The sequence below is a fragment of the Microcoleus sp. Pol1C5 genome (assembly GCF_036701115.1).
Taxonomy (GTDB): Bacteria; Cyanobacteriota; Cyanobacteriia; order Cyanobacteriales; family Microcoleaceae; genus Microcoleus.
In genome coordinates this window covers 21,490-27,489 of record NZ_JAUBQE010000071.1, presented here as the reverse complement: position 1 = coordinate 27,489, position 6,000 = coordinate 21,490, and the positions used below count along the sequence as shown (strand labels likewise).

Here is a 6,000-nt window from a genome sequence, read left to right as displayed (position 1 = left end):
ACTCATGTTCAGTCCCGAAAAAAAGATATTTTACCATCTCTTCCTACTCTTTATTTTATTTTTCGGAGATGTCTAATCAAAATGTATTCCAACCGCCGTTAAACAATCTCCCGACTTGATTGTGACTTCACCTTATCTCAGAACACAACTCACTGCTCAACCATTGATTGAAAAATTTCCACATACACCCGTTGAGGTTTGGCAAGTTCAGGAATTTACCTATCTGGGTCTACAGTTCGATCAACCAACCACAATCCTGGATCGCAAACCTCTGAGCAAAGCTTACTGGGATCGCTGCGACCCTGAATATGTCGATGGAACCAACGCCGAATCCTTGGTCCAACTGATGGAACGAGTCCGAACTTTCATAAACCAGTTACAACAACAATCCGGTTTTGTAGTTATCTTTTCACATGGATTTTTTATCAAAGCAATGCTGTGGCAGATTTTGGCTAACCCAAAGTTAATTGATGCCGTTGCGATGAATCGGCTTTTGGGATTTTCGCGAGGATTTCCAGTACCGAATGCGTCAATTTTGCAGATGGAATTTGATTCAGGTGGAATAGCTCATTGGAGTTCCTTCATCACGAATCATCTGCCACCGGAGCTAGAATCGGCAGCACCCGATGCTACTGTGGCGAGTGATGCAGGCGATCAACCCTCGTAACCTACCTTCACTGGAACAATGCCCCAACCAACGCCAGAGTGGCGTTGCTGATTTATGGTATGAACGACTCAATCTGCAAAAAATGAAACAAGCGCGTCAGAACATCTTCGGAATTTCCAACTTATCTATTTTCATACCGTGACTCAGCAACGCCAACAATCTTTTCGCCATTGTTAAATACATCAACTGGGTCATGAAAAGCACGAGCGAAAAAGCGCTACAAATCTCTATTCCTAATGCGGTCACAGGTTAGCCAAAGAACTTGAGTTCGCTGGCAAAGCGAACTACTCAATCCACAAAATCTCACTTTTTAGTTACAACAAGAGTGTCCGATCCGTTGGCAGGAGAGCGATTAAATATTAAAATATTTTTGGTAAGTGGTAACAGTTCTAGCAGAAGACCTTCGGCAGAAAACTATCCCAGCAATAATTTCAACAATTAATAACGTCCTCAGCTTCTTCGCGGTTGCTATAACTGTTAAGAAGTCACAACATTTAACAGTTGATATTTCACATTTGAGAGTTCAAGGGCTAATGACTACTGATATCGTTTGCGGTTGCATCGGTATTGTTTAAATGTCTAAACAGTCAGTTGTTCCGAAATCATAATTTTAGTCAACAGTCAACAGTCAACAGTCAACAGTCAACAGTCAACAATATCTTGCTCGTGCAAGCAGAATAGATATGACTAATAACTACTTCCCCAGACCCTGATATTTGCTCAATAAAGCAGCAAAGCGCTTGTAATCCACAGGCTTCCTCACATACTCCGCCGCTCCCAATTCCAAACCCTGATTTTGGTCGTCCAAAAAAGTTATCATAATCACTGGAATATCAACCAAATCTCGATCGGCTTTCAACGCCGACAGCACCGCCCAGCCGTCCATACTTGGCATCATCACGTCCAGAATAATCGCGTCCGGCAGCAAATTCTTAGCCAACATCAGCCCCCCTTGACCGCTAGCCGACGATCGCACCCGAAATCCCTGTTTCGACAAGCAGCGGGTCATCAAATCCCGCGCGTCCGGATCGTCGTCAATCACTAGGACAGTAGCAGCATTGGGCAGCTCCAGCGCTTGCGATCGCACTGCTTTTTGCTTCGCTTCCGTCGATTCTGCACTCGTTTCTAAATCGTCGTCGGAAGACTTCGGCTGCATTTCTGCGGTTTCTCGATCGTCCTGCGCTTCTTTCGGGCTTGTAACCGCAATCGGCAACCGGATCGTAAAACTAGAACCGCAGCCAAACTCGCTATCAACCGTAATGTCCCCGCCCATCATCTGGCAAAACTTCCGGCTAATTGTCAGCCCCAAACCGGTGCCGCCGTATTTGCGGGTAGTAGAATCGTCGGCTTGAGCGAAAGCTGCGAACAGCCTCGATACCTGATCCTCAGTCATGCCGATGCCGGTATCGGTTACTTGAAAGACGATCGCAGGCTGTTGACACCCAGAAAAAGCTGCCGAGAGTTCTTCGGAATTGTCGAGCGGCAAAACCTCCCCTTCTTCTTTCCAAACATTAATCGTAATTTTGCCTCGATCGGTAAACTTAGCAGCATTGGTCACCAAATTCAACAGCGCTTGCCGCAGCTTTGACAAATCGGAGTATATCGTGCCAATATTGCGATCGCAATTGACCATCAAAGTATTGCCATTTTTCCCTAGCTGGGGTTGAACAGTAGTCACAACCTCCTCGATCAAATTCCACACCTCAAAAGTCTCTAAAAAAAGAGTCACCTTTCCTGCTTCAATTTTAGAAATATCCAGGATGTCACTAATAATGGTGAGCAACTGCTTGCCTGCCATATTAATGCTTGCCAAATCCATCACAAACTCTTCTTCGCCGAGTTCCAGAGCCTCTTCTTGCAGCAGCTCGCTGTACCCAATAATCGCATTCAAGGGCGTCCGCAACTCGTGAGTCATATTTGCCAAAAAAGTGCTTTTCGCCCGGTTAGCAGCTTCGGCAGCGTTCTTAGCAACTTCCAATTCGCGCGATCGTTCCTCTAGCTGCCGCTGCCGCACTTCCAAACCGTTGAGCAAACTGCTAATTTGCTGAGCCATTGTATTGAGAGTAGAAGATAGCACCCCGATCGCGTCATTAGAAACCACAGGCGATCGAGCCGTCAAATCACCGCTCGCCATCTCTTCGGCAGTTTCCCGCAGCAAGCCGAGATTCCGAATAATTGCCGACACCGACACAAAAGCCACTATCCCCGCGATCAAACTCAAACCCAAAGCTGCCAGCAGCCAGTGCTGAGTGCGGCTCGCCACCAAGAGAGTTTGCTGCACCAGCACCGCCATTGCGGCTTCAGGAACCCCCGCCGCCGGAGCTGATGCAGCGTCCATTGTCAGCAAATAGTTCTTCATCTCCACAGAACCCATCCACCCAACTCCCACCGCCATCCAAGTTATCAGCACCAAGATCACAAACAGCCCGCTCAAAGACGCCCGAGTTCCCAGAGCAATTCCCCTCGTAGCCAGTGCCGCCGCCCAAGGATAGCCTTTGAGAAAAGGATCTGGCCGAACCGGTGCGCCGGAATTCCAAATTTCCTCAATTTGACCGTCCAACCTCACCTTACCAATCCGTACTGTTTTCCAGGTATGCTGCGTTTGGGCATCTATTTTTACCTTGCCCGATGGCGCTGCCAACTCAATATTTTTAGCAGCCGCCCTGACTTTAACCACATCTGTCGAACCAGCTTTTTCTACTGCTTGCTTCCACAGGTAAACGCCCAAATAAGCCGCTTCGATCGGGTCATCCGTGACTCGATTTTCCCCGTATCGGGCTTTATAAGCCTTGACAAATTTACGATTTTCCGGTGTATCCACCGTTTGAAAATAGTTCCACACCACCAAATGTCCGGCAATATTGGACGGCCCGATCGCCCGCACTTCTTCTTCTGCTACGCTGACCGACATCACTGGCAAATCATCGGGTTTCACGCCAGCTTCCCGCAACTTTTGGAAAAAAGCCACATTGCTGTCCCCGTTGAGAGTGTTGAGAATAGCATCTGGTTTCACTGCTAAGATATGTGCGATCGCCTCGCCCACTTCCCTCGATCCCAGCGGCAGATACACTTCCCCCGCCAACTCTCCCCCCTGTGCAGCCAGTTGAGCTTTCACAATCCGATTTGCCGTGCGGGGAAAGAGATAATCCGAACCCAACAGGAAAATTTTCCGCTTCCCCTGTGCCAGCAAGTAATTCACCCCAGGCACAATCTGTTGGTTTGGGGCAGCACCAATGTAGAAAATATTCGGACACTGTTCTAGCCCTTCATACTGCACCGGATAGAACAGCAACCCTTTGCCCTGGTCGAAAACCGGCTGTACAGCTTTGCGGCTCGCCGAAGTCCAACAGCCAAATACCACCGCCACCTGAGCTTCAAAGAGCAATTGCTTAGCTTTTTGAGCAAAAGTTTGCAAATCGCTGGCTCCATCTTCTATAACCGCTTCCAAGGGGCGTCCGAGCACCCCTCCCGCCGCATTAATTTCCTCAACAGCCAACACCGTCGCATCTTTAACAGAAATTTCGCTGATGGACATCGTGCCCGTCAGCGAATGCAACACGCCTATTTTGATCGGCTCACGAGTCGAGCCGGCTGCTTCGAGGGGGTTACTGCTCCTTGCTCCCATAGGGTTTTAGATAATTTTTACCGAAAAATGGGGTTTAAAGCCCCGCACTTAAGTGCGGCTTTTATCTAGGACTTTCCTGGATAAAAAGTGCTGAAGTTTGATATAATCATACCATAATAGTAAGAAAAGCAAAGCTAAAAAACAGAACGAGAGAGCAATACTGTGCACTTGATGAAGCCATCCGAACAGGCGAGTTCATTAGAAAAAAAGCTGTCAGAGTTTGGATGGACAACGCAGATATTAGTAAGAATATGTTGTACGCACTCTGTAAAGATATTGCCTGCATAGTTCGCTTTCGCGAAAAAGCTCAAGTCAGCCGCCCGTAAACCCAGTGCGGAACGCGCTTGGGCTTCTATATCTACCTTCTATAGATGCTGTAAAAAAGGTCATAAAAGGAAGGGTTATCCCAAATTCAAAAAGCACTGTCGCTCTGTAGAAGACATCTCCGAAAACGCTCAAAGCCTCTGTGTAGTTAAGCTCTATGACGTAAATGTAATCATCCTAAATTAGCTAGTGTGTACGATTAAACCAGACTATGAGATATGTATTGTTGATAATTGTACCAAAATATTGAGTTAGCTGTGTAAATTTTAATCTGACGCTTTCACCGCTTTTCCTAATGGTAATATTAGCAATGCAATTCGCAACATTACTCTTCCAAAAGTAGTTAACATTACTAGCTCATATTTTTGGAAATTTAATCTAAATGTTTTTTGGAAAACTAGAAATGTGTTGACCGTTTTAATGCGATGTTCGACAAACAGTCGGCGAGCAGAAAACGCTTTGTTGGGTTCTTTTTGTTCCGTTGTTAATTCTCGTTTTCTGGCTTTTTCAATGGGAGTTGTTATTAAATTTTCTCCAACGTAAGCTTTATCTCGCTTAAATATTTGTTGATAGTCAAACTTTGAGCGATATTCCCGGAATAAGGTTATATAGCTTTTATGTCCAGGTTCACCTGCCACAACATCAACTATACCTCTACCATATGGCATGATAATTATTAGACTTTTAAATGTATGATTACTCTTCTTGCCTGAAAAGTATTTTTCTTGTTTATCACGAGTTCCAGGTCTTTCTCTGGCTTGTTCGTAGGTATCTATTGTTAATTAATATTCTCTGAGTATTTCCTTAGCTATTGCATACTCAGCAGCGTTTTTTTATTTGTTCAAGCAAGCTAGATGGTAGCAATCAAAGCAGGCGCCCAAACTAATAGTTAAATGTATCATTAGCTGTAGACTCACTTACTCCAAACTGGATGCCCAGAATTTGAAATGTTTTCCTATGCCTAAGATAGAACAAAGTTAAAATTATTTGTTCGGGAATAGATAGTTGGGGTTTTCGACCGACTCCACCAGCAATAATTCTCACTTTCTTGGAGTCTAGTAAAGCTTGTTTTTCATGATATAATCTTTCGGCATTTTGGAGCAATTGTTGTAACTGTTCATATTCCACACCAATTAATTACTGTGTTTCTGTATGATTCTCTTCAAGATGATTCAGGATATGTCACTCATATTTATGTGTAAAAAAATGTTTTTTAGGTTCTTTTATCATATAATGTTACTATTGGGGAGATGTCTTCTGTTATTGATTGGTAAAGCTAGAACTAAATACCTTTTATTTTGATGAATACGGCGGCTGGTTTGTCCACATCGTGGGCAAACTTCTATTTAATTTTTGACGAGAACGGAGCAAATAATTGTTGCTT

The 6,000-nt window shown here is 44.9% G+C and carries 5 protein-coding genes; 1 reads left to right on the top strand and 4 read right to left on the bottom strand.

Features of this window, described 5'->3' with window-relative positions; all coding sequences use genetic code 11:
• Positions 1-115 precede the first annotated feature (115 nt).
• The gene (locus QUA23_RS28010; protein WP_333079138.1) at positions 116-667 is read left to right on the top strand and encodes a histidine phosphatase family protein; all 552 of its coding nucleotides are present in this window, start codon (positions 116-118) and stop codon (positions 665-667) included.
• A gap of 694 nt (positions 668-1,361) precedes the next feature.
• On the opposite strand, the gene urtA is transcribed toward QUA23_RS28010, so the two are convergent.
• The 4 genes from urtA to QUA23_RS31195 form a co-directional block, all read right to left on the bottom strand.
• Entirely contained in the window at positions 1,362-4,292 is a 2,931-nt protein-coding gene (gene urtA / locus QUA23_RS28005; protein ID WP_333079137.1) for an urea ABC transporter substrate-binding protein, read from the bottom strand.
• Positions 4,293-4,882: 590 nt separating this feature from the next.
• Positions 4,883-5,392 carry a transposase family protein gene (locus tag QUA23_RS28000; RefSeq protein WP_333079140.1) on the bottom strand — a complete coding sequence of 170 codons (510 nt, stop codon included), beginning with the start codon at positions 5,390-5,392 and terminating at the stop codon, positions 4,883-4,885.
• A gap of 106 nt (positions 5,393-5,498) precedes the next feature.
• Complete coding sequence (locus QUA23_RS27995) at positions 5,499-5,660, bottom strand: transposase family protein (protein WP_333079139.1); 162 nt, start codon at positions 5,658-5,660, stop codon at positions 5,499-5,501.
• Positions 5,661-5,842: 182 nt separating this feature from the next.
• Positions 5,843-5,962 carry a transposase family protein gene (locus QUA23_RS31195; protein WP_445243528.1) on the bottom strand — a complete coding sequence of 40 codons (120 nt, stop codon included), beginning with the start codon at positions 5,960-5,962 and terminating at the stop codon, positions 5,843-5,845.
• Positions 5,963-6,000 lie beyond the last annotated feature (38 nt).

What these genes read in the sequence shown, in the direction of transcription:
- urtA (WP_333079137.1), bottom strand. Translation starts at nt 4,292, where the DNA reads ATGGGAGCAAGGAGCAGTAACCCCCTCGAAGCAGCCGGCTCGACTCGT.